Below are 23,963 nucleotides of genomic sequence, written 5' to 3'. Positions count from 1 at the left end.
ATGCGGCTGGTCACGTTCAAGGATGGCAACGGCACGCGCATCGGCGCGCTGGATGATGCCGGGAAGGTGCTCGACCTGGCGGCGGCGGATGCCGCGCTGCCGCGCGACATGATGGCGCTGATCGCCGGCGGCGATGGGGCGCTGGCAGCGGCACGGGCGGCCGAGGCGAAGGCGCCGGTGGCGGTGGGCGCGGTGCTGCTCGCCCCCATCCCGCGCCCGGCCAAGAACATCTTCTGCGTCGGCAAGAACTACGATGAGCACGCGAAGGAATTCGCCTCGTCGGGCTTCGACGCCACCGCGAAGGAGGTGGTGCCCGAGGCGCCGGTGGTCTTCTCGAAGCCGCCCACCTGCGTGATCGGGCCGGGCGAGCCGATCCCCTCCTTCCTCGATACGTCGAACAGCACCGACTACGAGGGCGAGATCGCGGTGGTGATCGGCAAGGCCGGGCGCGGCATCAGCGAGGCGGACGCGCCGGCGCACATCTTCGGCTACACCATCGTCAACGACGTGACCGCGCGCACGCTGCAGCACAAGCATCGCCAGTGGATCCTGGGAAAGGGGATCGACGGCTACGCGCCGATGGGCCCCGCCATCGTCACCGCGGATGCCGCGGGCTGGCCGCCGCGCCTTGCGATCTCCACCTGGGTGAACGGCGAACTCCGCCAGCGCGCCGGCGTCGAGGACCTGATCTTCGGCATCCCGACGCTGATCGCGACGATCTCCGCCGCCATCACGCTGGAGCCGGGCGACATCATCGCCACCGGCACGCCGGCCGGCGTGGGGATCGGCTTCACGCCGCCGAAGTTCCTGAAGGCCGGGGACCGCGTGCGCATCGAGGTGCCCGGGATCGGAGTGCTGGAGAATCCCGTCGCATGACGTGACGCGGCGGCCACCATCAACGGGAGGACAACGAGAATGAACCGCCGGAGCCTGATCGCGGGCGCAACCCTGCTGCCCTTCGCCGCGCAGGCGCAGACCGAGGGCTTTCCCACACGCGCCGTGACCATGGTCGTGGCCTTCCCGCCTGGCGGCCAGGCGGATGTGGTGGGCCGTCCCGTGGCGGCAGCCCTGGAACGGATCTGGCGTGTCGCCGTGCCCATCGTGAATCGCGGCGGCGCGGCGGGGGCGATCGGCAATGCGTCGGTCGCGCGGGCCGCGCCCGATGGCTACACGCTGCTGATGGCGCTGTCGTCCATGGCGCTGCTGCCCGAGGCCGCGCGGGTGAACGGGCGCGAGCCGACCTACACGCCAGAGATGCTCGCCCCGATCGCGCTCTTCGCCGCCGACCCGACCGTGCTGGTGGTGCCAGCCAGCAGCCCGATCCGCACGATCGAGGACTTCATCGCCGAGGTGAAGGCGCGCCCTGGGCAGGTGTCGTATTCCTCGGCGGGGAATTATTCGGCGCTGCATGTGCCGATGGCGCAGCTCAGCCAGGCGGCCGGGCTCGACATGCTGCACGTGCCCTTCCAGGGCGGCGGGCCGGCGCTGACGGCGCTGCTGGGCGGGCAGGTGAACTGCCTCGCCTCGGGCCCCGGGCCGGTCGCGCCGCATGTGCGCAACGGCACGCTGCGTGCCATCGCCACCTGGGGCCGCACGCGCCTCGCCGGCTTCGAGGATGTCCCGACGCTGATCGAGAAGGGCTTTCCCGACTGCGAATTCTACATCTGGGTCGGGCTGTTCGCCCCCGCCGGCACGCCGGCGCCGGTGATCGCGCGCATCCGTGAGGCGTCGCGCCAGGTGGCGGAGGATGCGGAGTTCAAGCGCGTGATGGCTGCGAGCGGCAATACGCTCGACTTCCGCGACGGCGAGGCCTTCGCCCGCTTCTACAACGAGGATGCCGCGCGCCTGGTGCGCACGGTGCGCGCGCTGGGCCGGATCGAGTAGCAGCCCCCTTCACGCTGCAACGCGCCGGTGCCAGCCTTCGCGCCACAAGGAGAAGACCCATGACGACAGAAGCCGCCATCACCGCCTGGCTCGCCAGCCAGAAGGACGCCATGCTCGCCGAGATCGAGGCGATGGTGAACACCGATGGCGGGTCCTACGACAAGGACGGCGTCGATCGCACCGGCCAGCAGGTGGTGCGCTTCCTCGGCTCGCACGGCATCGCGACCGAGGTGCTGCCGCAGCAGAGGCATGGCGACTGCATCCGCGGCATCGTCGAGGGCGGCCATGCGCTCGGCACGGGAAATCAGCGCAGCAACATCGTCCTGATGGGACATCGCGACACCGTCTTCCCGAAGGGCGAGCCGGAGCGGCGCCCCTTCCGCATCGAGAATGGCCGCGCCTATGGCCCCGGCGTGTCGGACATGAAGGCCGGCATCGTGATGAACATGTTCGTCCTCGCCGCCTTCGCGAAGTTCGGCGGCGCGCCGGGGCCGCTGGTCGGGCTGTTCACGGGCGACGAGGAGATCGGCAGCCCCGAGGGCCGCCCGGTGATCGAGGCCGAGGCCGGCAATGCCCGCGTGGTGTTCAATTCGGAACCCGGCCGTGCGTCGGGCAATGTGGTCAAGGCGCGCAAGGGCGGCGTCTTCTCGGTGGTCGACATCGAGGGCAAGGCCGCGCATTCGGGCGGCAATTTCGAGGCCGGCATCAGCGCGATCGGCGAGGCGGCGCACAAGATCGTGGCGATCCATGCGCTGACAGACCTCAAGCGCGGCATCACGCTGAATGTCGGGCTGATCCAGGGCGGGCAGAGCGTCAACACCACCGCGCCGTCCTGCCAGTTCCAGATCGACCTGCGCTACATCGAGCCCGCCGATCGCGACGAGATCATGGGCCGCATCCACGACATCGTCGCGCGCGCATACGTGCCCGGCACGCGATCGGCGCTGACCATCAAGGGCGAGTTTCGCCCCCTGAATCCCACGCCCGCCAGCGAGCGCGTGTTCTCGGTCTACCAGGCAGCCGCGGCGGAAAGCGGTCTGAAGGTCGAGGCGGAATTCACCGGCGGCTGCGCCGATTCCGGCTTCACCGCGGCCCTCGGCGTGCCGACGCTGTGCGGCGTGGGGCCGGTGGGTGGGCTCGCGCACAGCCCGGAGGAGTACCTCGAGGTCGAGAGCATCGTGCCGCGCGCGCAGGCCATGGCGCGCGCGATCCTGCGGCTGGAGCAGGCGGGGCTGTAGCGCCTATCCCCGCCAGGGGCGCACCGCCCACAGCCGCTTCAGGTTGTCGTCGATGCCCTGCGCGAAAGCCTTGTATTCGGCGCCGATCAGCGGGCGCAGCGGCATGTTCTGGCGCTCGGCCTCGCGGCGGAAGCCCTCGTCGTTCATCGCAGCGCGGAAGGCGGCCTCGAGCCGTGCCACGACCGGCGCGGGCATGCCCGGCGGCCCCACGATCCCGCGTGAGGCGCCGCCCACGACATCGAAGCCCAGTTCACGGAAGGTCGGCACCTCGGCGGCCTCCGGCTGTCGCCGCGCACCGCCCTGCGCCAGCATGCGCAGCCGTCCCTCGCGCACCAGCTGCGGCGCGTCGTTCACGTTCATCACCGCCATGTCCATGTTGCCGCCGAGCAGCTGCGGTATCAGCGGCGCGGAGCCGGCGAAGGGAACCTGCACCATCGGCGGCACGTTGGCCGCGGCCTCGAAGGCCAGCATGAACAGGTGGTCGTCGCTGCCGATGCCGGTGGTGCCGTAGGTGACATAGTTCGGCCGCGCCCGCGCCGCGGCGACGATGTCGGCGACGCTGCGGAAGGGGCTCTCGGCCCGCACGCAGAAGCAGTTGGCGTCCTCGACGATGTTGCATAGGAAGGTGAAGTCCATCGCGCGGTAGCGCACCTGGCGCTCGAGCGGGATGGCGTTGTGCGCCGGAATGGTGGTGGCGCCGATGGTGTAGCCGTCCAGCGCCGCATTGAAGATCGCCTCGAGCCCGATCTGCCCGGCCGCACCCGTGCGGTTCACCACGACCGGCCGGAAGCCCGGGATCTGCGCGGCGATCAGCGGCACCACCAGGCGGGTCATGACATCGACGCCGCCGCCCGCAGGGAAGGGCACCACCACCTCGACTGGCTTGTCGGCCGGCCAGGCGGGCTGGGCGCGCAGCGTTGCGGGCGCGGCGAGAAGACCCGCCCCGGCAAGCAGGGCGCGACGGCTGGTCATGGCTATTGTCCTCCCGAAGCCTCTTTGCGCGAAGGCTAGGCCCCGCCACGACACGGCCGCAAGGATTTCAGCGCCAGCAGGGTCGGCGGGCGGAGGTGGCCTCTCCCCAGGGATTTGTCGCGCGCGGCGGCGGTACGCCGTGGAGCAAGCTCGGACTTCCCCCACCGCGCGCCGCGCCGCACACTTGCCCCGCACGGCACGGGAGGGATTGTCGATGGATGCGGCACTGCGCGAACGCTTCGGCGTCGAGGGACCTTGGGGCCTTTGGCGCGAGCACACCATCCGCTGGGTGGAGTGCGACATCTACGCGCATGTAAACCACGCCGCCTATCTGACGCTGTTCGAGGACATGCGCATCGACTGGTGGCTCGGCGCCGGCGGCGCCTTCGCGCCCGACAAGCCGGGCCCCGTCGTGGGGTCGCTCGAGGTGAAGTACCATCGCCCCGGCCATTTCCGGGACAAGGTGCTGCTGTGCGTGCGCACGGCGTCGTTCCGCCGCACATCCTTCGTGCACCAGTATGCGATGTGGCGCGACGGGCTGCTGTGCTCGGCGCGCGCGCTGTGCGTCGTGATCGACAACGCGACCGGACAGAAGGCCGAGATCCCGGAGGCGATGCGCCGACTGATGGCCGATCGCGACGGCGCGGTGGCGGAGGTCTGATCCGCTACATCGCGACGACCAGGTCCACCTCGACCAGCGCGCCGACCGCAAGCCCGGTGACGCCCACGCAGGTGCGCGCCGGAAGGCCGCCGGCAAAGGCTGCCTCCCACACCGCGTTCATCGCCGCATAGTCGCGCGCGAAGTCCGTGAGATACACGCGCGCGAAGACCGTGCGCGCGATGTCGCCGCCGCAGCCTTCCACCACGGTGCGCAGGTTGGTCAGCACCTGCGCGGTCTGCTCGGCCACGCCGCCCGCGACGAGCTCGGTCCCGCCCCCGGGGAGCGTGGGCATCTGGCCGGTGACGAACAGGAAATCGCCGGCGCGCACCGCATGACTGAACGGAGCCACGCGATCGGGGGCGCCGGGCAGGATGTGGCGGATGATCTCAAGCATCCGGCGTCTCCGTCGTCTCGCGCGTGCGCGCCGCGAACCAGTCGGCCACCGCCATCAGCAGGTAACCGAGCAGGAAGACAAGGTTGATCACCACCAGCCAGTAGAGCTGGCGTTCGCTCACGCTCTCCTCGAGTTCCATCAGCGCCTTCAGCATGGTGACGCCGGAGATCGCCGCCATCGAGGCAAACAGCTTCTTCTTGAGCCCCGCGAAATCGACCGTGGTCAGCCAGGCCGGCCACCGCCGCGGGCCGGCGGGGTCGATGCGCGAGACGATGTTCTCGTAGCCCGAGAAGATGACGATGACGACGAGCCCCGCCATCAGGGTGAGGTCCACCATCGACAGCGCCTTCACGATCGCCTGGTGCTCCGAATAGGCCATGGCGTTGGTGACGGCGGCATAGAGTTCGCGCAGGAAGGCCGCCAGCAGCGTGAACAGCGCGAGGATCAGTCCGAGGTAGAAGGGCACCAGCGCCCAGCGGCTGACGACGATGATGCGCTCGATCAGCCGCTCCATGGCGCTAGAGCCCGCGCTCGGCCCTGGTGGCCGCGAGGTCGTCCTCGATGAAGGCGTGCACCAGGTCCTCGAGCGATTCCTGCTCGACGAAGCCGAGGCGCCGCGCGCGCGTCGCGTCGAAGGCGGCGGGCCAGCCGGCGACGATGTCGAAGACCTCGCGGTCGAAGGCGAAGCCGACCTTCTCGCGCGCCGCGCTGCCGGCGACGGTCTCGAGCGCTTCCAGCATCTTGGCCACGGTGGCACTTCGTCCGGGCGGATTGATGCCGCGGTCGATCCCCATGCCGGAGGTGTCCATGGTGGCCGCGTGCAGGAACCACTCCATCGCGCTGCGCGGGGAGCAGATCCAGACCGCGAATTCCGGCGGCACCGGGCAGTCGGTGGACAGCCCGAGCAGCGGTTCGCGCACCACGGCCGAGACGAAGGACGATGCCGCCTTGTTCGGCCGCCCTGGGCGCACCATCACCGTGGGCAGGCGGATGTTCACCGCATCGAGGAAGCCCTTGCGCGTCGCGTCCTGCAGCAGGAGTTCGCCGATCGCCTTCTGCGCGCCGTAGGAATTCGTCGGCACCTGGCGGCCGTCATCGGGCACTACCGCCTCCTGCCCGCCACCGAAGGAGGCGACGGAGGAGGTGAAGATCACCCGCGGCTTGGTGCCCAGCGCGCGGCAGGCGGCCAGCACCGCGAGCGTGCCCTGCAAATTCACCTTCATGCCGAGGTCGTAATCAGCCTCGGCCGCGGCGCTGACCACGGCGGCCAGGTGGAAGACCACCTCCGTGCCGGGCGGGATGGCCTCGGCCACCGCCGCCGGGTCCGCCACGTCGCCGCCCAGGCAGCGCAACGGGAAGGGCGCGGCGAAGGCGGCGGGGGCCGCCAGGTCGAACAGCGTGAGGCCGGTGATGGGCCGCCCGCCCAGCGTGCCGTCCTTGGCGAGCCGCGCCGCCAGCTTGCGCCCGAGGAACCCGCCGCCGCCCAGGATGGTGATCTTCATGCCGTGAATCCCGCTGACATCGTGGTGGTTTGGCGTGCGGCGCGGCGCGGCGCAATATCCGCCGCATGATCCCGAACGCGCCCTTCCGTTTCCTGGTCAACCGCCACCACGGCACGCCCGGCGTCGTCGTGCTGCCCGAAGGCGGGTTCCGCCGGGCCAAGGCGGAGATCGCCTCCTGGCCCGGCTATGGTGTCACGCCGCTGGTCGCATTGCCGGAGGTGGCGGCCGCCGCGCGCGTCACCAGCGTCCACTACAAGGACGAGGCATCGCGCTTCGGCCTGGGGTCCTTCAAGGCGCTGGGGGGCGCCTATGCGGTGATGCGCCTGCTGCAGGCGGAGCTCGCCCGGCGCGGCGTGGCGAATGCGGCCACCACCGCGACGCTGATGGACGGCACCCTGAAGGAGGCGACTCGCGCCATCACCGTGACCTGCGCGACCGACGGCAACCATGGCCGCTCCGTCGCCTGGGGCGCGCAGCGCTTTGGCGCCGCCTGCGTGATCTTCGTGCACGAGACGGTCAGCCAGGGCCGGCGCGACGCCATCGCGCGCTACGGCGCCGAGATCCGCGTGGTGCCGGGCAACTACGACGACGCGGTGCGCGAGGCGCAGAAGCAGGCCGACGCGCAGGGCTGGTTCGTGGTCAGCGACACCTCCTACCCCGGCTATACCGAGGTGCCCCGCGACGTGATGCAGGGCTACCGCGTGATGGCGGACGAGGCCGCGGATCAGCTCGGCGCAGCGCCCACGCATGTCTTCATCCAGGGCGGCGTGGGTGGCGTGGCGGCGGCGGTGGCCGTGCAGATGCGCGCACGGTTCGGCGCCGGCCCGCGCGTGATCGTCGCGGAACCCGACAAGGCAGCCTGCCTGCTGGCGAGTGCCGAGGCCGGCGCGCCGGTGAGCGTGCCGGGAGAGCTTGATACCCTGATGGCCGGGCTCGCCTGCGGAGAGCCCTCGCTTCTTGCCTGGCAGGAGCTCGAGCGCAGCGCCTTCGCCTTCTGTTCCGTCACCGACGACAGCGCGGTGGCCTGCATGAAGCTGCTGGCCGCCCGCCGCCCCCCGGTGGTGGCGGGGGAGAGCGCGGTGGCGGGCCTGGCGGCGCTGCTGCTGGCCGCCGCGGAGCCCTTCGCACGCGCAGCATTGGGCCTCGACAAAGCGAGCCGCGTGCTGCTGTTTGGCACCGAGGGCGCGACCGACGCCGAGGTCTATACCCGCCTTGTCGGACACGCCCCTTCATCGGTCTGACATTTTTCTGTAATCTCCCCGCAAAGGCGCGCGGCTAAGCCGCCGCGTCGCCACAACGGGAGAGGACGACCTTATGCATCGCCGTACGCTGTTGACCGGGGCCGCGTCCCTGGCCGTCGCCGCGCCTGCGCTCGGCCAGACGCAGCCCATCGAGATCCAGTTCTGGCATGGCCTTGCGCAGCCGCTGGGCGGGATGCTCGAACAGCGCGCCACCGACTTCAACGCCACCCAGACCAAGTACAAGGTCGTGCCGACCTTCCGTGGTTCCTATCCGGAGACCATGGTGGCCGCCATCGCCGCCTTCCGAGCCAACAACGCCCCGCATGTCGTGCAGATGTTCGAAGTGGGCACCGGCACCATGATGGGCGCTGGCCGGGCGGTGAAGCCGGTGCACGAGCTGATGGCCGAGACCGGGATCCAGATCGACTTCGACGACTACCTGCCCGGCGTGCGCGGCTACTACAGCCTGTCGGACGGCCGGATGATGTCGATGCCGTTCAACAGCTCGACCACGATCGTCTGGTACAACAAGGACGCCTTCCGCCGCGCAGGCGTCGATCCCGACACCTTCCCCGAGACCTGGCAGGGCGTGGCCGAGATCCTTCCCAAGCTGAAGGCCGGCGGCGGCACCGCGGTGCCGATGTCCACCGCCTGGCTGACCTGGGCGCAGATCGAGAATTTCTCGGCGATCCACAACATCCCCCTCGCCACGCTGGCGAACGGCTTCGGCGGCCTCGGCACCGAACTGCGCATCGCCAACCCGCTGGTGCAGCGCCACATGGAGGCGCTCGCTCAGTGGCAGAAGGATGGTCTGTTCCGCTACGGCGGGCGCAACAATGCCGGCGAGCCCGCCTTCCCGAACGGGGAGGCGGCAATCATGTTCACCTCCTCCGGCTTCCGCGCGCGCGTACAGCGTGAGGCCCGCTTCGGCTGGGGTGTCGCGATGCTGCCCTACTACCAGGGCACGGCGGGCGCGCCGATCAACTCGATCATCGGCGGCGCAAGCCTGTGGGTGATGAACAAGGGCCCGGCCGCCGGCGGCGGGCGTTCGCGCGGCGAGTTCGAGGGCGTGGCCGAGTTCTTCAAGTACCTCTCCAACCCCGAGGTCGATGCGCAGTGGCACATGGACACCGGCTATGTCCCGGTGCGCCGCGCCTCCTATGCGATTGCCCGTGAGAAGGGCTTCTACCGCGACAATCCGGGTGCTGACGTGCCGATCGAGCAGCTGCTGCGCGGCGGCGGCACGCTGACCGACAACAGCCGCGGCATCCGCCTCGGCGGCTTCGTCGAGATCCGCACCATCATGGAGGAGGAGCTGGAGCGCGCCTTCCAGGGCCAGCAGACGGCGGCGCAGGCGCTGGCCAACGCGACCACGCGCGGCAACGTCGTGCTGCGCAACTTTGAACGCGCTAACCGCGGCTGAACCACGGCACGACGCCGCGGAGGATCGATTGCGCAAGAAGGTCATCTTCCGCGGCGTCGCGCTGCCCTACCTGCTGCTGGCGCCGCAGCTGCTCATCACCGCCATCTTCTTCTTCTGGCCGGCGGGCATGGCGGTCTGGCAATCCACGCTGCGCCAGGACGCCTTCGGCCTCAGCACGGAGTTCGTCGCGCTCGAGAACTTCACCGACCTGTTCCGCGACCCGATCTACCTCAATGCGGCGTGGAACACGGTGATCTTCTCCTCCGCGGTCACGGTCCTGGCGCTGGGGTCGGCGCTGTTCCTCGCGGTGCAGGCGGACAAGCACATCCGCGGCGCGGGGCTCTACAAGACATTGCTGATCTGGCCCTACGCCGTCGCGCCGGCCCTGGCCGCGGTGCTGTGGCTGTTCATCTTCCATCCCTCGATCGGCCTGGTCGGGCGCGCGCTGGGGGCGATCGGCATCGCCTGGGACTACCGGCTCAATGGCGGGCAGGCGATGACCATGGTCATCATCGCAGCGGCCTGGAAGCAGGTGTCCTACAACTTCATCTTCTTCCTGGCGGGGCTGCAGTCGATCCCGACATCCGTGCTGGAGGCCGCCGCGATCGACGGCGCGCGCCCGATGCGCCGCTTCTGGACGGTGATCTTCCCGCTGCTCTCGCCCACCGCCTTCTTCCTGCTGGTGGTGAACCTGGTCTACGCCTTCTTCGACACCTTCGGCGTGATCCATGCGCTCACGCGCGGCGGGCCGGGCAACGCGACCGAGACGCTGATCTACAAGGTGTATGTCGATGGCGTGCAGAACCTGAACTTCGGGTCCTCGGCCGCGCAATCGGTGATCCTGATGGTGATCGTCATCGCCCTGACCGCCGTGCAGTTCCGCTTCATCGAACGCCGGGTGCACTACTGATGTCGGCCACCATCGATGTCGAACGCCTCGCCGCGGCATCGCGCCGGCGGCGGACACGCGAACGGGTCCTGACGCATCTCGCGCTTGTTCTCGGCGTGATCATCTTCGCCTTGCCCATCTGGATTACGGTGATCGGTTCGACCCACGACACCGACACGATCGGGCGCGGCGACGTGCCGCTGCTGCCGGGCGGCGAGGCGATCGCCAACTACAGCCGCGCCTGGGCCGAGGGCGGCGGCGGGCGCAACACCTTCTCGGTGCCGGCCAGCACCATGCTGCTGAACTCGCTGACCATGGCGCTGATCATCGCGGTGGGGAAGATCGCGATCTCGCTGCTCTCGGCCTTCGCGGTGGTGTTCTTCGCCTTCCCCTTCCGCATGTTCTTCTTCTGGATGATCTTCATCACCCTGATGCTGCCGGTGGAAGTCCGCATCATCCCGACCTTCCAGGTGATGACCGACCTCGCGCTGATCGACACCATGACGGGGCTGACCCTGCCGCTGATCGCATCCGCGACCGCGACGCTGCTGTTCCGCCAGTTCTTCCTCACCATCCCCGACGAATACGTGGAGGCCGCGAAGGTCGATGGCGCCGGCCCGCTGCGCTTCTTCAAGGACGTGGTGCTGCCTCTGTCGGTCACCAGCATGGCGGCGCTGTTCGTCATCCAGTTCATCTACGGCTGGAACCAGTACCTCTGGCCGCTGCTGATGGTGTCCAACCGCGACCTCGAGACGGTGATCGTCGGCCTGACCAAGATGATCGGCATCGGCGATACGCAGAACGAGTGGAACCTGATCATGACCACCGCGGTCTTCGCCCTGCTGCCGCCGGTGCTCGTGGTGGTGCTGATGCAGCGCTGGTTCATCCGCGGACTGACCGAGACGGAGAAGTAAGCGCGTGGCCAGCCTCGACATCCAGGGTGTCACCAAGTCCTTCGGCACGACCAAGGTCCTGCACGGCATCGACCTTGCCATCCATGATGGCGAGATGGTGGTGATCGTCGGCGCTTCCGGCTGCGGCAAGTCCACGCTGCTGCGCATCGTCGCCGGGCTCGAGACCGCGACCACCGGGGCGGTCAAGATCGACAAGGTGGACGTCACGCCGCTCGAGCCAGCGGATCGCGACATCGCCATGGTCTTCCAGACCTATGCGCTCTATCCGCACATGACGGTCTTCGACAACATGGCCTATGGGCTCAAGATCCGCGGCCTGCCCAAGGCCGAGATCCGCGCCCGGGTGCAGGAAGCGGCCGAGCTGCTGTCGATCGGCCAGCTGCTGGAACGCAAGCCGCGCCAGCTCTCGGGCGGGCAGCGCCAGCGAGTGGCGATGGGCCGCGCCATCGTGCGCCACCCCAAGCTGTTCCTGTTCGACGAGCCGCTGTCGAACCTCGATGCCAAGCTGCGCGTGCAGATGCGCGCCGAGATCCGCCGCCTGCAGAAGCGCCTGCGCGTTACCTCCCTGTTCGTCACTCACGACCAGGTCGAGGCCATGACGCTGGGCGACCGCCTCGTCGTGATGCATGAGGGTCGCGCGGCGCAGATCGGCACGCCGATGGAGGTCTGGGCGAAGCCGGCCGACACCTATGTCGCCTCCTTCATCGGCAGCCCCGCGATGAACTTCCTGCCGGCCACGCTCACGGAGGGCGGCCATGCCGCGCGCCTTGCGGGCGGCGCGCTATGGCGCTTCACCGATGGCGCGCGACCGGGCGGCGACGGCATGGCGGTCACCATCGGCATCCGGCCCGAGCATCTCCTGCCCGATTCGGCGAACGGGCTGCCCATCACGGTGGAACTGGCCGAGCCGCTCGGCTCCGAGACCGTCCTGCACGGCCGGCTCGCCGACGGAACGGCGCTGACCGCGCGCGTGCCCGGCGCGCTCGCGGCCGAGAGCATGTCCCTCGCGCCGGATGCTTCGGCGCTGCATGTCTTCGACGCCGCGACCGGCAAGCGGATCGACGCGGCCTGACCCGGCATTGACCGTGCTGCGCGCGGGCGTCACACAAGCGCGAAGCATCCGGGAGAAACCGTTTCATGAACCGTCGCAATGTCCTCGGCCTTGGCGCTGCCGCCAGCTTGGCGCCACTCGGGCTCCGCGCGCAGGGAACCTGGCCGAGCGCGCCTGCGCGGCTGGTGGTGCCTTTCGCCGCCGGCGGCCCCACGGACATTCCTGCACGCCTGCTCGCCGACGAGATGTCGAAGATGCTGCCGCATCGCATCGTGGTCGAGAACCGAACCGGGTCGGGCGTGGTGATCGGCACCGACCTGGTGGCGAAGGCGCCGAAGGACGGCCAGACCATGCTCTACACCACGGTCGGCCACGCCTACCTGCCCGGGCTCTTCGACCGCCTGCCCTTCGACCCGGTGGCCGATTTCACGCCCGCCGCCTTCATCGGTCAGATCCCGCAGATCCTGCTCGTGAACAAGGATTTCCCGGCGCGCACCCTGCCTGAGCTGGTGGCGCTGCTGCGCGCCAATCCCGGCCGGTACGACTACGCATCCTCGGGCAATGGCGGTGCGGTGCATCTCGGCACCGAACTGTTCCTCTACATGGCCGGGCGGCTGCAGGTGAACCACATCTCCTTCCGCGGTTCCTCGGCCGCCATGCCGGAGGTGCTGGCCGGGCGCATCCCGATGATCTTCGACGTCGCCGCCGGCGCGCTGCCCTATATCCAGCGTGGCGAGCTGCGCCCGATCGCCATCAGCACCCGCACGCGCATGCCCTATGCGCCGGACATCCCCACCTTCATCGAGGGCGGGATCCCCGACTTCGAGTGCTATACCTGGCACATGGCGATGGTGCCCGCGGGCACGCCGGCGCCGACCGTGCAGGCGGTCAACGCCGCATTCAACCGGGCCCTCGCCATCCCGGCGGTGCAGGAGCGCCTCGCGCAGATGACGATGACCATCACCACCGACAGCACCCCGGAATCCGCGGCGCGCTTCCTCGCCGCCGAGATGGCGAAGTGGACGCCGGTGATCCGCGCCGCGGGCATTCGCCCCTCCTGAACCATCGCCGGAGCGCCCGGTCGCATGGAGCCGCTGCGCGGTTCCACCGGCCGGGCGGGGGCTTCTGCTGGCTCGATGCTGTCCGCGGCCGGACATCCGACTGCATCATTCCTGCGGTTCGGATGCGTCGCCCTACGGCGCGCCCATGAAGCGCGCCAGCAGCGCGATCTGGGCGGCGAGCATCGGCGCGCCGCCATGAGTCGCGCAGCCGCGGCGCGCAGCCTCGGCGAGGAAGGGCGTCACCTCCGGCGTCATGATGACCTCCGCCGCGAGCATGGGTGGCACGAGGCGCGCAACCTCCAGCGGCAGCGCATCGCCCGCATGCATGCCGAGCGAGGTCGCATTCACCACCACGTCGTGACCTGACGGATCCGCGCCGCCCGCCTGCGCGTCGCAGCGCGGATGCGCGGCGCGCACGCGCGCGGCGAGCTTCTCCGCCTTCGCCACGGTGCGGTTGTGGATGGTCAGCCGTGTCGCGCCATGCCGCGCGAAGGCGAAGGCCAGGCCCGCCGCCGCGCCCCCTGCCCCGGCCATGAACACCGCGCAGCCGGCGATGTCGTGGCCCGCGCCGCGCAGCCCGGCGACGAAGCCCTCGCCGTCGAACTGCCCGCCGGTCAGCAGACCATCTGCATCGCGACGGATCACGTTGACGGCGCCCACCTCGCGCGCGGCCTCGGTCAGGTCGTCGCACAGCGCAGCGATCGCTTCCTTGTGCGGCACGGTCACGACGATGCCGCGCAGGTTCCGCATCCGCCGCAGGCCCTGCACGACCGTCGCGAGATCCCCCGGCAGCACATGCAGCGGCACCAGCACGCCATCATGGCCGATCGCGTCGTAATGCGCGTTCATCGCCTGCGGCGTGCGCAGATGCGCCACCGGATGCGCGAGGATGACGGTGAGTGCGGTGGCACCCGAGATGCTCGCGCGCGATTGCATCAGCGCCGCCCCCGGTCGCGCTCCATCGCGACCAGCGCGGCCTCCACATCCGCTTGCGTCGCGCGGGCGGCGTGTTCCAGCACCTTGCTGATGGTGGGCGATGCCTCGCCCCCCGTCACCCGCGCCACCGGCGCATCCAGCCAGTCGAACAGCCGGCGCTGCGCCGCATCGGCGAACCAGCCGCCCCAGGACGGCCCCTGCGCGCCTTCCTCCACAACGATCAGCGCGCCGGTGCGCTTCACGCTCGCCTCCACCGTCGCCCAGTCCAGGCCGGCGCGGTCCAGCGTGCGAAGGTCGATCACCTCCGCATCGACGCCGGATGCCTGCGCCGCCGCGACGCAGTGCCCAACCATGTTCAGATAGGTTGCCACCGTCACCGCCGATCCGCGGCGCACGACCTTCGCGCTGCCGATCGGGATGACATAGTCCCAGTCGTCTTCCGGCGCCTCGCCCTCGTTCTGGTACAGCGCGACATGCTCGAGCACGAGCACCGGGTCTTCGCAGGCCAGCGCCGCATTCATCAGCCCGACATAGTCGAAGGGCGTGGAGGGTGCGACGATCCGCCAGCCCGGCGCGGTGGCGAAGATGCCGGCCGGGTCCATCGAATGCTGGCTGCCATAGCCGGTGCCGATCGCGACCTTGGTGCGCAGCACCAGCGGCGCCTTCGCGGTGCCGCCGAACATGTGGCGAGCCTTGGCCGCCTGATTGAACACCTGGTCGGCGGCGACCCAGAGGAAGTCGGGGTACATGAACTCCACGACAGGGCGGAAGCGGCCATCCATGGCCAGGCCGCCGGCCAGGCCCATGAAGGCGGCCTCGCTGATCGGCGTGCCGAGCACGCGGCCGGGGAAGGCCTCCGCGAGGCCGCGCGTCGCGCCATTGGTGCCGCCGCGCAGGCGGTGGATGTCCTCGCCCATGACGATGATGCGCGGGTCGGTCGACATGCGGCGGTGCATCACGTCGGCGACGCAATCGATGAATTTCCGCGTGACGATGCGTCCGCGGAATTCCCTGCGCGCGCCGGCCAGTTCTGACAGGTCGCCGCGGATATGCGTGTCCTTGGTCGCCGGATCGGGCCACAGCGCCGGGCGGATGCGGCGCGCATTGCCGGCGGCCTCGGTGAACTCGGCCACGATCGCCGCCATCGCCGCCTCGATCTCCGCGCGCATCGCTGCGGTGCGCGAGGCTGGCAGGCGCTTCTCCAGCCGCGCGATCGGGTCGCGCGAACGCCAGGCGGCCTCCTCCTCCTTCGTGCGGTAGCCGAAGGCGGAACCGGGCAGCGGGCCGTTCTGGTGGAAGTAGCGATAGCACTCGGCCTCGACGATGGCGGGCCCCTGCCCTGCCCGGCACAAGGCGACCGCCTGCTCCATCGCGATGCGCACCGCCAGCGGGTCCATACCGTCCACCTGCCAGGACGGGATCGCGAAGCCCATGCCGCGCGCGGCGAGGCGCGTCTCGCGCGTGCTCTCGGCCACGGTGGTCGCGACGGCGTAGAGGTTGTTCTCGATGAAGAACACCAGCGGCAGGTTCCAAGCCGCGGCGAGATTCATGGTTTCCGGCACCGCGCCGATATTCGTCGCGCCGTCGCCAAGGAAGGTCACCGCGACATTGTCAGTGCCGGCGAACTTCATCGCCGCGGCCGCGCCGGCCGCGATCGGCACGCCGCCGCCAACGATGGCATTGGTGCCGAGCGCGCCGGCCTCTGCCCAGCGCAGGTGCATCGACCCACCGCGCCCACCCGACCAGCCGGGCGCGAGCCCCATGATCTCCGCCAGCGCCTGGCGCAGCACGCCCTGCGCTTCGGGCGTCACCGCCTCCGTCGCGCCGACATGGCGCAAGGCCTTCGCGAGAAACTGATGGTGGCCGCGATGGCTGCCGTTGATCTGGTCACCGGGCCTGAGCGCGAAGATCGCCCCGGTCGCCCCGCCCTCCTGCCCGATCGAGGAATGCGCCGGGCCATGCACCAGCCCCTCGCCGGCCAGGCGCAGCACCGCTTCCTCGAAGGACCGGATGGCCTGCATGGACCACCACATCGCGGTGGCGTCCTGCTGGCTCAGCGCCGCCCAGTCTTCCTCGGTGGTGGCAAGCCGGACGCACGGCGCGGCGGGTGGCAGCGGCGTCGTCACCGGCATGTCAGGGCGCTCCGTTGGCCGTCCAGCCGGCATCGACCGCCAGCACGGCCCCGGTGATGGCGGATGCCGCCGGCGAGGCGAGGAAACTGGCCAGCGCCGCCACCTCCTGCGGCTGCACCATCCGGCGCAGCGGCGCCCGAGCCGCGAGCGCCGCCGCATCGAGCCGCCCCGCCGCCACCAGGTCGCTCACCAGTGTGGTCTCCGTATACCCGGGTGCCAGCGCATTCACCCGCACCCCGCGCGGCCCCCATTCGCTCGCCAGCGCGCGCGCGAGATTCGCGACCGCCGCCTTGGTCGCGCAATAGGCCGCGCGCTCCGCGCCGCCGACACTCGCATAGAGCGAGGCGGTGAAGAGGATCAGCCCCGCCCCGTCGCGCACCATCCGCCGCCCGGCGGCCTGGGCGGTGAGGAAGGCGCCGGTCAGGTTCACATCCACCGTGCGTCGCCAGTCGGTGAGGGAGAGCTCGAGAGTCGGGACGTTCATCGCGAAGCCGGCATTGGCGAAGGCGACATCCACGCCGCCCCAGGCATCGTCCATGGCGGCGAAGGCGGCCTCGACATCCGCCGCCTCGGCCACCGAGCCGCGACAGCACAGCCAGCCGGCCGGCGCCTCGGGCACCGCGTCGCGATCCAGGATGCACACGCGCGCGCCCTGGGCGGCGAAGGCATCCGCCACCGCGCGCCCGATGCCGCGCGCCCCGCCGGTGACCAGCAGGCGCGTGCCTGGCGCGGGGACGGGCGACAGCATCATCGCCATGCTCAGCCGACGCCCATGCGGCCGCGCGGGCCGGTCACCGCCGCCTCGGCCGGGAAGATCGTGACCTGGCGGCCGCCCTGCCACTGCATCAGCAGCGGGCGCGCACGGGTATTCTGGCCACGCTCGTCGAAGCGCAGGCCCCAGCCATTCGCGGCGCCGCCATCGGGCACGTCGGTGGCCAGCATGGCGGCGCGCAGGCGGTCGCGCTCCGCACCGCCGGCGCGGTGCAGTGCCTCGAGGCAGGCCTGCGCGCCGACATAGCTCGACAGCGAGTGACCCGAGCGCGGGTCGGCGCCGAAGCGCCGCTTGTAGGCTTCGGCGAAGGCCGCCGCCCCCGGCGCGAAGGTGTCGTTCACGGCGAATTGCGGCACGTCCACGTTCATCACGCCCTCGAAGGCCGGGCCGATGGCGCGCGCGGTGTCGCCCAGCGAATACCCGCCGCCCGCGCCAACCACCATGCGCGGCCGCCAGCCCGCTTCCTCCAGGCCGCGGAAGAACAGCAGGATGTCGTTCTGGCGCCCGGTGTGCAGCACCACATCTGCCGAGGCGCCGCGCAGGCGCTGGATCAGCGGCGGGAACTCCGCCGAGCGCGCGGCATAGCCGATGCGCTCGACCTGCTGCAGACCGCGGCGGCGCAACTCGGCCTCCTGCGCGGCGGCCACGCCCTGGCCGTCGAGCCCGTCCTCGTGCAGCAGCGCGATGCGCAGCGCGCGGGCCTCCACGCCCCAGGCGGGTGCCAGCACATCCTGCAGCGCATCGACCGTCACCGCGCCGAACTCGGTGGCGCGCGGGCAGGTCCGGAACACGCTGCGCAGCCCGCGCTCGGTGATGCTGTCCGACAGCGCGCCGAGCTCGAAATAGGCGATGCCCTGCACCTCGGCCACCTGCGTCGCGGCGAAGGAGGGCGGCGAGGCATAGGTGCCGAAGATCGCCGCGACGCGGTCGGCGGCGATGAGGCGGCGCGATTCGCCGGTCGCCTGGGCCTCATCCACCGCATCGCCGCGCAGCAGGCGCACCGCGCGCCCTGCCACGCCGCCGGCGGCGTTGCGTTCCTCGACCGCGATCTCGAGGCCGCGGAAACTTTCGTCGCCGAGCAATGCCAAGGTCCCGGAGAACGGGAACAACGCACCGAGGCGCAGCTCGTTCGCCTGTGCGGACGCCGCGCCGGGCGCCGCGGCGGCGGCTGCGGCCACCCCCAGCAGCCGGCGGCGACGAATGTCAGGCATGGCACTCCTCCAGCGGCGTTGCCGCGCGCGATGTTCTGCGGCCCGCGGCCAGGTTGCAAGATGCGTGGGCCTGCCCCCTTCGGCTTGACGCGCTGCACGCGCAGGGGGAATGGTCCGGTCGAATCGCAAAGGGAGCGCCGCCATGGCAAGCCTGCCGCAGGAGATGACCTTCATCGCCCACGGCGCCGGTGGTGGCCCGGAGGTCCTGGTGCCTGCCCGCGGCCCGGTGCCGGCGCCACAGGCCGACGAGGTGCTGATCCGCGTCATCGCCACCGGCGTGAACCGCCCCGACGTGGCGCAGCGCAGCGGGTCCTACCCGCCGCCGCCCGGTGCGAGCCCCGTGCTCGGCCTGGAATGCGCGGGCGAGGTGTTGGCGACGGGTGCGGCCGTCACACGCTACCGCCCCGGCGACCGCGTCTGCGCGCTCACCAATGGCGGCGCCTATGCCGAATACTGCACGGCGCCCGAGGCGCAGACGGTGCCCTGGCCGGCCGGCTACGATGCGCTGCGCGCCGCCGCCCTGCCCGAGACCTACTTCACCGTCTGGGCCAACCTGTTCGGCCATGGGCGGCTCGCCGCGGGCGAGACGGCGCTGGTGCATGGCGGGACATCCGGCATCGGCGTCACCGCCATCCAGCTGGCCAAGGCGATGGGGGCGCGCGTCTTCGCCACCGCCGGCAGCGCCGCGAAAGTCGAGGCCTGCCTGCGCCTCGGCGCCGATGCGGCGATCGACTACCGGACGCAGGACTTCGCCGCGGAGGTGAAGCGCCTGACGGACGGGCGCGGCGTCGATGTCATCCTCGATATGGTCGGCGCGGCGTATTTCCCGCGCAACCTGCGGTCGCTGGCCCTCGACGGACGGCTGGTGATCATCGCCTTCCTGGGCGGCCATCAGGCCGATGCGGTGGACCTGCGGCCCATCATGGTGAAGCGCCTGACCGTGACAGGCAGCACCATGCGCCCGCGCACCACGGCGCAGAAGGGCGAGATCGCCGCCGCACTGGAAGCCAGGGTCTGGCCGCTGCTGGCACAGGGCCGTTGCGCGCCCGAGATCTTCCGCACCTTCCCGCTGACGCAGGCGGCAGACGCGCACCGACTGATGGAAAGCAGCGAGCACATCGGCAAGATCATGCTGCAGGTCGCCGCGTGATGTTCGACCTGGCGGGCAAGGTGGCGCTGCTGACGGGCGCCAATGGCGGCATTCCGCGGGCCACCGCGGAGCTGTTCCGCCGGCTCGGCGCGCATCTGGTGCTGACCGACCTCGACACCGCCGCGCTCGACGACTTCGCGGCCTCGCTGCCGGAGGGCCAGGTGCGCATCGTGACTGCGCGCATGGACGTGACGCAGCGCGACCAGGTGGACGAGGCGGTCGCGCTGGCCGGTCGCGAATTCGGCGGCATCGACATCCTGGTCACCGGCGCGGGGCTCTATGTCGAGCAGGAGGTCACCGCCATGTCGGACGACGACTGGCGCCTCACGCTGGGCGTGAATCTCGATGGGGTGTTCTACGCCTGCCGCGCGGCGATGCCGCTGCTGCGGCGCGGCGGATCCGTTGTGAACATCGCCTCCATGGCCGGGCATCGCGGGTCGGTGCGGCATGCGCACTACGCCGCCTGCAAGGCGGCGGTGCTGGGCTTCACGCGATCCCTGGTACATGAGCTCAGCCCGCGCGGGGTGCGCGCCAACTGCGTCTCGCCGGGGATCATCGCGACGCCGATGACCGAGGGGATCATGCGCGAGAACGGTGCGGCGCTGATCGCCGCCACGCCGATGAAGCGCTTCGGCACGCCGGGGGAAGTGGCCTCCGTCATCGCCTTCCTGGCCTCCGACGCCGCGGCCTTCGTGACCGGGGAGACGATCCACATCAATGGCGGAATCTACATGGACTGATGGCGCCGCCATGTTCGTCGCGCTGCTGATCGTCGCCGTGCTGCTGGCCGTGCTGGTCGCCCGCCTGCCGCACGGCGGCGGGCGCGCCTTCGCCGCCGGCGCGGCGGTCCTGGCGCTCACGGCGGCGGCGATGGTGAGGCTGCGCGCCTCTCATCTGCCGGGCCACCGTCCGCGGCCCTGGCGCAGCCCCTGACGAAGGGACGCTCGATGAACCTGCACCGCCTGCTGCTGCAGCGCGCCGCCGCCGGCCGGCCCATTCGCGTCGCCCAGATCGGCGCGGGCAAGTTCGGCTCGATGTTCCTGCACCAGGCCCGGCGCACGGCAGGGATGCACGTGGTGGGCATCGCCGACCTGTCGATCCCGCGCGCCCGCGCCGCGTTGGCGCGCATCCACTGGCCGGACGGGTCCTACGACGCGGCAGACATCGATGTCGCCATCGCCACCGGCGCCACGCACCTCACGCAGGATGCCCTGGCGCTGATCGCCGATCCGCGCATCGATGTGATGGTGGAATGCACGGGGCATCCCGAGGCCGGGCTACGCCACGCCCGCACCGCCATAGCGCATGGCAAGCACGTGGTGATGGTGAATGTGGAGGCCGACGTGCTCGCCGGCCCGCTGCTGGCGCGCGAGGCGGCGGCCGCCGGCGTGGTCTATTCCATGGCCTATGGCGACCAACCCGCGCTGGTCTGCGAGATGGTGGACACGCTGCGCGCCGAGGGCTTCACCGTCATCGCCGCCGGCAAGGGCACCAAGTACCTGCCGGAGTTCCACGCCAGCACGCCCGAGACCGTCTGGGGCCATTACGGTCTGAGCGAGCAGCAGGCGAAGGACGGCGGGATGAACCCGCAGATGTTCAACTCCTTCCTCGATGGCACCAAGTCCGGCATCGAGATGGCGGCGATCGCGAACGCCACCGGCCTCGCGCCGCCCGAGGATGGCCTCGTCTTCCCGCCCGCCGGCACGGCGGAACTGCCGGCCATCCTGCGCCCGCACAACGAGGGCGGGATCCTGCCGCGCAAGGGCATGGTCGAGGTCGTCTCCTCGATCCGGCGCGACGGCAGCGAGATCCCCGACAACCTCCGCTGGGGCGTCTTCGCGGTGTTCGAGGGAGAGACGGACTACGCGCGGCGCTGCTTCACCGAGTACGGCGTGGCGACCGACCCCTCCGGGCGCTACGCCGCGCTGTGGCGACCCTATCACTTCATCGGGCTCGAACTCGGCGTGTCGGTCGCCTCGGCGGCGCTGCGGCGCGAGCCCACCGGCTGCGGCGACGCCTGGCGCGGCGACGTGGTGGCGGTGGCCAAGCGCAACCTGCGCGTCGGCGAGGTGCTGGACGGCGAGGGCGGTGCCTGCGCCTGGGGCAAGTGCATCCCCGCGACCCGTTCGCTGGCGCTCGGGGCGCTGCCGATCGGCCTCGCGCACGGCATCCGCCTCAGGCGGGACGTCGCGGCAGGCAGCATCATCACGATCGCCGATGCGCCGCCGGACCCCGCTTCCGAGGCGGTGCGCATCCGCGCCGAGATGGTCGCCACCTGCGGGTGATCCCGCCTTGGGCGGCGCGACGCCAGGGCTGCACGCGCCGGGAAGCGCAGGGCGCGCGGCTGCGGCGCGGCTGCCCGACAGCCACTGGCGGCCCGCGCGGCTTCCAGAATACGGGATTTGCGCTCATAAATGTTGCGTGAGCGGCGGCATGTTCGCGCTTTCGCACTGACTTCCCTGGGGAAACGCCCGTCATCGCCATGCGCTCCGCCTTCCATCTTCTGATCGTGGCGATCCTGCTGTTCGGAGGGGCCTGGCCGGTGACCAAGGCGGCGCTGGCGCATGCCACGCCGATGTGGTTCGCGATGGGCCGGGCCGGACTCGCCGCGCTGGTCTCGGCACTGCTGCTGGCGGCGCTGGGGCGGCTGCGCCTGCCGAAACGCAGCGACCTGCCCTCGGTCTTCGCGCTGGGGCTGCTGCAGCTCGGTGCCTTCTTCATCCTGGCGCATGCGGCGCTGACCATGGTGCAGGCCGGGCGCACCGCGATCATCTCGGCGGTGGTGACCTATTGGCTGATCCCGCTCTCGGTGCTGGTTCTGGGCGAGAAGGTGCCGCTGCATCGCTGGATCGCGGCGGGGCTGGGGCTCGCGGGCGTGGCCGTTCTGGCCGGCCCCTGGGGGGTGGACTGGTCCAGCATGGACCAGGTGCTGGGGCACCTGATGCTGATGGCCGCAGCGCTGTTCTGGACCATTGCCATCGTCACCACCCGCAAATGGCCGCCACCGACACCGGTCTTTGAATTGCTGCCCTGGTGCTTCGGCCTGGCGACGCTGCTGATCCTGCCCTTCGCGCTGGTGCTGGAACCCACGGGCGGCATCTTCGGCCCGTCCTGGCCCTACATGCTGTATATCGGGCTGGTGGTGGCGCCGATCGGGACCTGGTGCGTGATCGAGGTGGGGCGGCGGCTGCCCGGCGCGGTGGCGTCCGTCGCCTTCCTGCTGGTGCCGGCCTTCGGCGTGCTGGTCAGCACGTTGTGGCTGCACGAGCCGATCGGCTGGGACATGGCGGTGGGGGGCGCGCTGATCGTGGGCTCGGTCATCCTGGCGGCGCGGCGGTGATCCTCGCCGCGACCGAGGCCGGTTCCGGCCCGCCCGTGGTGCTGCTGCACGGCCTGTTCGGCGCCGGGCAGAACTGGGGCGCGATCCGCGCCGCCCTGGCGCCGCGCTGGAGGGTGCTGTCGCCGGACCTGCGCAACCATGGCGCCTCCGGGCGCGATCCGGACATGTCCTATGCCGCGATGGCCGCCGACGTGGCGGAGACGATGGACGCCGCGGGCCTGCCGCGCGCCGCGGTGCTGGGCCATTCGATGGGCGGCAAGGTGGCGATGGCGATGGCGCTGCTGCACCCGGATCGCGTCGAGCGGCTGGTCGTCGCCGACATCGCGCCGGTGCGCTATCCGCCGGCGTTGCGCGGGTATGTCGGGGCCATGCAGGGCATTCCGCTGCGCGCGGGTCTGACGCGACGGGAGGCCGATGCGGCGCTCGCCGCCACCATTCCCGAAGCCGGCATCCGCGCCTTCCTGCTGCAGAACCTGCGCTTCGAGGCCGATCCGCCGACCTGGCGCCTGGGCCTTGCCGAGATTGCCGCCGCGATGCCGGCCATCGAGGATTTCGCGCCGCCGCCCGGCGCGCGCTTCGACGGAGCGGTGCTGGTCATGGCGGGCGAGCGGTCGGGCTATATCCGCCCGGAGCATCACGCCAGCTTCCGCGCGCTGTTCCCGGCCGTGCGGTTCGCCACCGTGCCGGCGGCCGGGCATTGGGTCCATGCCGAGAATCCGGGCGGCTTCCTGGCGCTGCTGCAGCCCTTCCTGGGATCAGCCGACTAGCGTCCGGAGGTTTTCCGGCCGACCCCAAGGGGCGTCCGGCCGATATGCGCGCGGCTCATATCGGCATCACGCGATTTCTCTTGCATCCGCCGAGCAGGCTGCATATTTTCCGGCCCGCGCCCGATATTCGGGCGCTGACGCCATCGCACGTGCCGCGAGGCCCGGTCCTCGGGCCACAAGCAACGACGGGACGCGTCCTTTGTTCGATCCGGCCACCAGCGTGGGCCGGAAGGTTCGAGGGAGCCGCCTGTGTCGCCTGTCCGCCGCCCTGCGATGAGACCTCATCGCACCAGCCGCAGCGCCTGATCCGCGCCGCTGCGCCGCCGTCCCGCCCCTAAGCGCCCTGCGCGCCGAGGGGATCGCGGGGCGTCGCGCGTGGCGGATGGCCGGCGGGCTCCCTCCATCCCGCCGCCGCGCCCGCCCCG

General features: G+C 70.9%; 24 protein-coding genes. 16 read left to right on the top strand and 8 right to left on the bottom strand.

Features of this window, described 5'->3' with window-relative positions:
• Genes HW578_RS05150 through HW578_RS05140 form a run of 3 tightly spaced genes read left to right on the top strand, consistent with a single transcriptional unit; the run spans position 1 to position 3,122 of the window.
• Entirely contained in the window at positions 1 to 876 is an 876-nt protein-coding gene (locus tag HW578_RS05150; protein WP_198369475.1) for a fumarylacetoacetate hydrolase family protein, read from the top strand.
• Positions 877 to 915: 39 nt separating this feature from the next.
• The gene (locus tag HW578_RS05145) at positions 916 to 1,884 is read left to right on the top strand and encodes a tripartite tricarboxylate transporter substrate binding protein (RefSeq protein WP_198369474.1); all 969 of its coding nucleotides are present in this window, start codon (positions 916 to 918) and stop codon (positions 1,882 to 1,884) included.
• A 59-nt stretch (positions 1,885 to 1,943) separates the two neighbouring features.
• Complete coding sequence (locus HW578_RS05140; protein ID WP_198369473.1) at positions 1,944 to 3,122, top strand: M20 family metallopeptidase; 1,179 nt, start codon at positions 1,944 to 1,946, stop codon at positions 3,120 to 3,122.
• Positions 3,123 to 3,125: 3 nt separating this feature from the next.
• Here HW578_RS05140 and HW578_RS05135 read toward each other — a convergent pair whose 3' ends face one another.
• The gene (locus HW578_RS05135) at positions 3,126 to 4,094 is read right to left on the bottom strand and encodes a tripartite tricarboxylate transporter substrate binding protein (protein WP_198369472.1); all 969 of its coding nucleotides are present in this window, start codon (positions 4,092 to 4,094) and stop codon (positions 3,126 to 3,128) included.
• 214 nt (positions 4,095 to 4,308) lie between these two features.
• Here HW578_RS05135 and HW578_RS05130 point away from each other — a divergent pair, with 214 nt between their 5' ends.
• On the top strand, positions 4,309 to 4,755 hold the full coding sequence (locus HW578_RS05130; RefSeq protein WP_198369471.1) for an acyl-CoA thioesterase: 447 nt from the start codon (positions 4,309 to 4,311) through the stop codon (positions 4,753 to 4,755).
• A 4-nt stretch (positions 4,756 to 4,759) separates the two neighbouring features.
• On the opposite strand, the gene HW578_RS05125 is transcribed toward HW578_RS05130, so the two are convergent.
• The 3 genes from HW578_RS05125 to denD are packed head-to-tail and all read right to left on the bottom strand — an operon-like array spanning position 4,760 to position 6,651.
• Positions 4,760 to 5,149 carry a RidA family protein gene (locus HW578_RS05125; protein ID WP_198369470.1) on the bottom strand — a complete coding sequence of 130 codons (390 nt, stop codon included), beginning with the start codon at positions 5,147 to 5,149 and terminating at the stop codon, positions 4,760 to 4,762.
• Entirely contained in the window at positions 5,142 to 5,663 is a 522-nt protein-coding gene (locus HW578_RS05120; RefSeq protein ID WP_198369469.1) for a YqhA family protein, read from the bottom strand. Before HW578_RS05120 ends, HW578_RS05125 begins: the two co-directional genes overlap by 8 nt.
• 4 nt (positions 5,664 to 5,667) lie before the next feature.
• A complete protein-coding gene (gene denD / locus HW578_RS05115) occupies positions 5,668 to 6,651 on the bottom strand; it encodes a D-erythronate dehydrogenase (protein ID WP_198369468.1) in 984 nt (327 codons plus the stop codon).
• Positions 6,652 to 6,716: 65 nt separating this feature from the next.
• On the opposite strand from denD, the gene HW578_RS05110 reads away from it, so the two are divergent.
• The 6 genes from HW578_RS05110 to HW578_RS05085 all read left to right on the top strand — a co-directional run bounded on the left by HW578_RS05110 (position 6,717) and on the right by HW578_RS05085 (position 13,230).
• The gene (locus HW578_RS05110) at positions 6,717 to 7,892 is read left to right on the top strand and encodes a diaminopropionate ammonia-lyase (RefSeq protein WP_198369467.1); all 1,176 of its coding nucleotides are present in this window, start codon (positions 6,717 to 6,719) and stop codon (positions 7,890 to 7,892) included.
• Positions 7,893 to 7,965: 73 nt separating this feature from the next.
• Positions 7,966 to 9,315, top strand: coding sequence for a sn-glycerol-3-phosphate ABC transporter substrate-binding protein UgpB (gene ugpB / locus HW578_RS05105; protein ID WP_198369466.1), 1,350 nt, complete (start codon positions 7,966 to 7,968; stop codon positions 9,313 to 9,315).
• A gap of 28 nt (positions 9,316 to 9,343) precedes the next feature.
• Positions 9,344 to 10,225: a sn-glycerol-3-phosphate ABC transporter permease UgpA gene (gene ugpA, locus HW578_RS05100; RefSeq protein ID WP_198369465.1), complete on the top strand. Its 882-nt coding sequence runs from the start codon at positions 9,344 to 9,346 to the stop codon at positions 10,223 to 10,225.
• Positions 10,225 to 11,118 (top strand): sn-glycerol-3-phosphate ABC transporter permease UgpE, encoded by an 894-nt coding sequence (ugpE, locus tag HW578_RS05095; RefSeq protein ID WP_198369464.1) that lies wholly within the window; start codon positions 10,225 to 10,227, stop codon positions 11,116 to 11,118. The genes ugpA and ugpE overlap by 1 nt, the downstream gene beginning before the upstream one ends.
• A 4-nt stretch (positions 11,119 to 11,122) precedes the next feature.
• Positions 11,123 to 12,190, top strand: coding sequence for a sn-glycerol-3-phosphate ABC transporter ATP-binding protein UgpC (ugpC, locus tag HW578_RS05090; protein WP_198369463.1), 1,068 nt, complete (start codon positions 11,123 to 11,125; stop codon positions 12,188 to 12,190).
• Positions 12,191 to 12,255: 65 nt separating this feature from the next.
• Entirely contained in the window at positions 12,256 to 13,230 is a 975-nt protein-coding gene (locus tag HW578_RS05085) for a Bug family tripartite tricarboxylate transporter substrate binding protein (protein ID WP_198369462.1), read from the top strand.
• Between the two features lie 132 nt (positions 13,231 to 13,362).
• On the opposite strand, the gene HW578_RS05080 is transcribed toward HW578_RS05085, so the two are convergent.
• Genes HW578_RS05080 through HW578_RS05065 form a run of 4 tightly spaced genes read right to left on the bottom strand, consistent with a single transcriptional unit; the run spans position 13,363 to position 18,281 of the window.
• Positions 13,363 to 14,166: a shikimate dehydrogenase family protein gene (locus HW578_RS05080; protein ID WP_198369461.1), complete on the bottom strand. Its 804-nt coding sequence runs from the start codon at positions 14,164 to 14,166 to the stop codon at positions 13,363 to 13,365.
• Positions 14,166 to 16,298: an alpha-ketoacid dehydrogenase subunit alpha/beta gene (locus tag HW578_RS05075; RefSeq protein WP_198369460.1), complete on the bottom strand. Its 2,133-nt coding sequence runs from the start codon at positions 16,296 to 16,298 to the stop codon at positions 14,166 to 14,168. The genes HW578_RS05080 and HW578_RS05075 overlap by 1 nt, the downstream gene beginning before the upstream one ends.
• A gap of 1 nt (position 16,299) precedes the next feature.
• The gene (locus HW578_RS05070) at positions 16,300 to 17,049 is read right to left on the bottom strand and encodes an SDR family NAD(P)-dependent oxidoreductase (protein WP_232478683.1); all 750 of its coding nucleotides are present in this window, start codon (positions 17,047 to 17,049) and stop codon (positions 16,300 to 16,302) included.
• Between the two features lie 8 nt (positions 17,050 to 17,057).
• Complete coding sequence (locus HW578_RS05065; protein ID WP_198369458.1) at positions 17,058 to 18,281, bottom strand: ABC transporter substrate-binding protein; 1,224 nt, start codon at positions 18,279 to 18,281, stop codon at positions 17,058 to 17,060.
• Between the two features lie 142 nt (positions 18,282 to 18,423).
• Between HW578_RS05065 and HW578_RS05060 the strand changes: the two genes are divergently transcribed.
• From HW578_RS05060 to HW578_RS05035, 6 genes are all read left to right on the top strand, one after another.
• On the top strand, positions 18,424 to 19,431 hold the full coding sequence (locus HW578_RS05060) for an NAD(P)H-quinone oxidoreductase (protein ID WP_198369457.1): 1,008 nt from the start codon (positions 18,424 to 18,426) through the stop codon (positions 19,429 to 19,431).
• A complete protein-coding gene (locus HW578_RS05055) occupies positions 19,431 to 20,171 on the top strand; it encodes an SDR family NAD(P)-dependent oxidoreductase (protein WP_198369483.1) in 741 nt (246 codons plus the stop codon). Before HW578_RS05060 ends, HW578_RS05055 begins: the two co-directional genes overlap by 1 nt.
• 10 nt (positions 20,172 to 20,181) lie before the next feature.
• Positions 20,182 to 20,364 carry a hypothetical protein gene (locus HW578_RS05050; protein ID WP_198369456.1) on the top strand — a complete coding sequence of 61 codons (183 nt, stop codon included), beginning with the start codon at positions 20,182 to 20,184 and terminating at the stop codon, positions 20,362 to 20,364.
• Between the two features lie 14 nt (positions 20,365 to 20,378).
• On the top strand, positions 20,379 to 21,716 hold the full coding sequence (locus HW578_RS05045; RefSeq protein WP_198369455.1) for an NAD(P)H-dependent oxidoreductase: 1,338 nt from the start codon (positions 20,379 to 20,381) through the stop codon (positions 21,714 to 21,716).
• A gap of 197 nt (positions 21,717 to 21,913) precedes the next feature.
• Positions 21,914 to 22,771, top strand: a complete 858-nt coding sequence (locus HW578_RS05040; protein ID WP_198369454.1) for a DMT family transporter — start codon at positions 21,914 to 21,916, stop codon at positions 22,769 to 22,771.
• A complete protein-coding gene (locus HW578_RS05035) occupies positions 22,768 to 23,538 on the top strand; it encodes an alpha/beta fold hydrolase (protein ID WP_198369453.1) in 771 nt (256 codons plus the stop codon). The genes HW578_RS05040 and HW578_RS05035 overlap by 4 nt, the downstream gene beginning before the upstream one ends.
• Positions 23,539 to 23,963: the final 425 nt, after the last annotated feature.

Source organism: Roseomonas rosulenta, from assembly GCF_016106005.1.
Classification (GTDB): Bacteria; Pseudomonadota; Alphaproteobacteria; order Acetobacterales; family Acetobacteraceae; genus Neoroseomonas; species Neoroseomonas rosulenta.
Note: the sequence above shows the minus strand (reverse complement) of the source record. Positions and strands in the feature narration are given on the sequence as shown.